The following is a 3,605-nucleotide window of genomic DNA, read 5'->3' as shown; positions in this document are numbered from 1 at the left end:
TCCCCGAGGTTGCCCTCCGCCCTCCACAGCGGCTCGACATTTCTCTTGCCCGGGAGGGGCGAACAACTGTCGCCGACCCAGACGGCGCACCCACGCCCGGGCAGGAAGGAGCCACCCATGGCTCACACCCCCACGCCCCGCGCGGTCGACCCCAGAACACTGCTGGTCGACCTCAACGTGCGTACCGACCTCCGTCTCGACGCCAACTTCGTCGCCTCGATCAAGACCTACGGCGTACTGCAGCCCATCGTCGCCGCTGAGACCGACCAGGGCCTGCGGGTCCGCTACGGCCACCGCCGCACGGCCGCTGCCGTCGAAGCAGCCCTCGACACCGTGCCAGTCGTCGTCATCCCCCTCACGGCAGGCGACGGCGACGCCGCTGAGATCGAGCGGATCCTCACCCAGCACGCCGAGAACCACCACCGCGCAGGACTGACCGTCGCCGACGAGGCAAAGACCGCCAAGCAGCTGGCGGCCTTCGGCCTCAGCGCCGCGCAGATCGCCAAGAAGACCCACACCCGCCGCGAGCACGTCGAGGTCGTTCTCCAGGTAGGAAAGAGCGACCTGGCTGCGGCCGCCGCCGACCGCTACGACCTGACCCTCGACCAAGCCGCCGCCCTGGCCGAGTTCGACGGAGACGTCGAGACCGTCAAGGCACTGGTCGCCGCCGCCAAGACCGGCCAGTTCGCCCACGTCGCACAGCAGGCACGCGACGAGCGACGCCGTGCTGAGCAGCAGGCCCCCGTCCTCGCACGGCTCACCGAGGAAGGCGTCATCCTCCTCGAGCAGCGCCCCGCGTACAACAGCATCGCTCGGGCGTTGGGAGACCTCCGCACACCCGACGGCGCCACGATCACCGTCGAAGACCACGCCGCCTGCCCAGGCCACGCCGCCTACCTGCGCGAGATCACCACCTACATCGATCCGGACGGGACGCCGATCCCCACCGACCGGTGGGGACGCCCAGACTTCGGTGACGACGTCGACGAGGACGATGCCGAGGCCCGCTGGGAGGCGGCGATCGCCGTGGAGACCTGGGAGCCGGTCTACGCCTGCTCCGGGTACGCCGAGCACGGCCACATCACCGAGCAGCAGTGGTGGAGTCGCCCGCAGGGCAACAACAAGCCACGTGCAGACGAGATGAGTCCCGAAGCCCGCGAGGAAGCGCGGCTGGCACGCAGACTCGTGATCGACAACAACAAGGCATGGAAGTCAGCCAGGGCGGTCCGCCGCAGATGGGTCACCACGTACCTCATGCGAAAGGCCGTACCCGAAGGAGCAGGCACGTTCATCGCCTACGCCCTCGCCAAAGACGCCGACCTGCTCACCGACTCCTCGACGAACGACATCGCCGCCGAGTGGTTCGGCGTCGAGAAGGCCGCGTCATACGGCCGCAGCGCCGCACTTGTCGCGACCGTCGAGAACGTCAACGACAAACGGGCACACGTCCTGGCGCTCGGCCAGGTCCTCGCAGGCTACGAGGCGCGCAGCAGCGACAGCGCCTGGCGCGAAGACGGCGACCACTCCCCCACCGGCCGCTACCTTCGCTTCCTCGCCACCCTCGGCTACACCCTCAGCGAGGTCGAGGAATACGCGGCCTCCAACCAGACGGCCTAGCCAGAGGCTTGTGGGGGCGGGACCTACTCGCCCCCACAGCCCGGATCGCCGCGCCGATCCACCGCAACCCAGCAGACCGCCGCGAGCACGCCGAACGATGGCTGGCCACGCCCGCGGTCGACACCGGGCATCACCCTCGTTCACACGCGCTCAACGCAAAGCCAGGCCGACACACCCCGCGCCTCCCCCAACCGCGCAACCGAAACCAATACAGTCCGGTACTGCCGAACTAACAGAGTCACAAACTCACAGACACCCGGAGACACGCATGAGGATCATCGCTGTAGCCGGCCAGAAGGGCGGGGTCGGCAAGACCACCACCGCCATGAACCTGGCCGCTGTCGCCGCCGAAGGCGCTCGCGTGCTGCTGGTCGACGTCGACCCCCAGCAGTCCGCGACCTGGTGGGCCGACCAAGCCGAGGACGACCTGCCGTTCGACGTCGCCGATGACACCGACCCGAGCAACCTGTCCCGACTGCGGTCACTCCCCTACGACTTCGTCTTCGTCGACACACCGGGCAGCCTCGAGGGGCACGCCGTCATCGACGCCGTGCTCCGAGACGCCGACTTCGCCGTCCTCCCGACAGATCCCGCCGCGCTCGCCATCGGGCCGCTCATGCGCACCATCAAGCAGGTCGTCGTCCCCCGCGGCGTCGACTACAAGGTCCTCATCAACAGGGTCGACCCGCGAATCCCCGGCAAGATCGAGGAGGCCCGCGAGCTCCTCGACGGCGCCGGCGTCGCCCGCTTCTCCAACCACGTCCGCATGTATAGCGTGCACGAGCGGGCGCCGATCGAGGGCAAGGTCGTCACCCAGTACGACAGCGACCTGCGGAGTGCACGCGCCGCCGACGACTACCGAAGGATCGCCGTCGAGATGTTCGCCGGCTGGACGATGAACAGTGCCCCGGCCGCACTGACGGAGGTGAAGTGAGATGGCGCGCAAGAAGCTCAACAGCCTGCTCGAGAGCACAAACATGCAGAGCCCGGTAGTGACAGAGTCACAGACTCCCGCAGTCCCGACCTCGCGCCCATCCCTCGCCGCGGTCGCTCCCGAAGGCGACACAGGACCGCGCTATCTGAGGATGCTCCGCAAGGAGGCTCGCATCCGACCCGAGCAGGCCGACGAACTCACCGTGCTCGTTCGCCAACTCAACAGGGCGCGCCAAGCCAGCGGCGAGCGGATCACCGACAACACCCTCATCCGCGTCGCGATCGACCTTCTCCTCGAGCGCCGCGCCGAGCTGCGCGGCACCACGGAGGCCGAGCTCCGCGCCTCGCTCGGACTGTAACCTCACCGACTGGCGGCTCTGAGCCGCCACTGAGGGCCCGACCTTCTGGGTAGGTCGGGCCCTCCTTCACGCCCAGCGCCGGCAGCGCTCGATGGCGTCGTCGGAGCGATACGGGCGCGTACGCACCGCTTCGACCCTGCTCGAAAGCCCTTGTCGAGATCCACGCCGGCAATCCGGGGGCCTACAGCGGTCACACCGCCGGCTCTCTGTGAGTACGGAAGTAACAGAGTCTGGTACTCCAGACCGCTCGCATGGCGAGAGGGAGAATCGACGCGTGCCTTCGCGTCGCCTCAGCCCGGAAACCGCTCTCTCGGTGAAGCTCGACGCGCTCCTGGGCCGCCACGCCTTCACCACAGACCCCGCCCCTGTGGTCCAGGCCCTACAGGAGCTCGCCGGCGCCCGGTCCGACCTGGCTGAGCAAGCAGCCGGCCGCTGGGTCGGCTGGCACGAGTCCGATCCGGCGCCCTATCAACCGCTCGTCTCCGCTCTCCGACCACTGGCAGACAGCGCCACCACGGCCGCGGCTCGCCGCACCCGCCGCAACCCGCACGGCCGCGACGTGGCACCACCGAGTTCGTGAGTCTGTGAGTGCGGGAGTTTGGGAGTCTGTCACTTCGTGACCGCCTGGCACCACGCTCCGCGCGGTGACAAGCCACGACAACATCAGAGCCGCTGCGCGGCACTGCTCTCTTGAGG

At 68.7% G+C, this 3,605-nt stretch carries 4 protein-coding genes; all 4 read left to right on the top strand.

Annotated features, from left to right (window positions below; all coding sequences use genetic code 11):
- Positions 1-117: 117 nt before the first annotated feature.
- The 4 genes from KV097_RS18910 (at position 118) to KV097_RS18895 (ending at position 3,489) form a co-directional block, all read left to right on the top strand.
- Positions 118-1,617 (top strand): ParB/RepB/Spo0J family partition protein, encoded by a 1,500-nt coding sequence (locus KV097_RS18910; RefSeq protein WP_220366804.1) that lies wholly within the window; start codon positions 118-120, stop codon positions 1,615-1,617.
- Between the two features lie 268 nt (positions 1,618-1,885).
- Positions 1,886-2,551: a ParA family protein gene (locus tag KV097_RS18905; protein ID WP_220366803.1), complete on the top strand. Its 666-nt coding sequence runs from the start codon at positions 1,886-1,888 to the stop codon at positions 2,549-2,551.
- Position 2,552: 1 nt separating this feature from the next.
- A complete protein-coding gene (locus KV097_RS18900; protein WP_220366802.1) occupies positions 2,553-2,909 on the top strand; it encodes a hypothetical protein in 357 nt (118 codons plus the stop codon).
- Positions 2,910-3,183: 274 nt separating this feature from the next.
- A complete protein-coding gene (locus tag KV097_RS18895) occupies positions 3,184-3,489 on the top strand; it encodes a hypothetical protein (RefSeq protein ID WP_220366801.1) in 306 nt (101 codons plus the stop codon).
- Positions 3,490-3,605 lie beyond the last annotated feature (116 nt).

Origin of the sequence: Mumia sp. zg.B17 (assembly GCF_019550915.1) — a bacterium.
Lineage (GTDB): Bacteria > Actinomycetota > Actinomycetes > Propionibacteriales > Nocardioidaceae > Mumia.
This window is presented reverse-complemented; position numbering and strand designations above follow the sequence as displayed.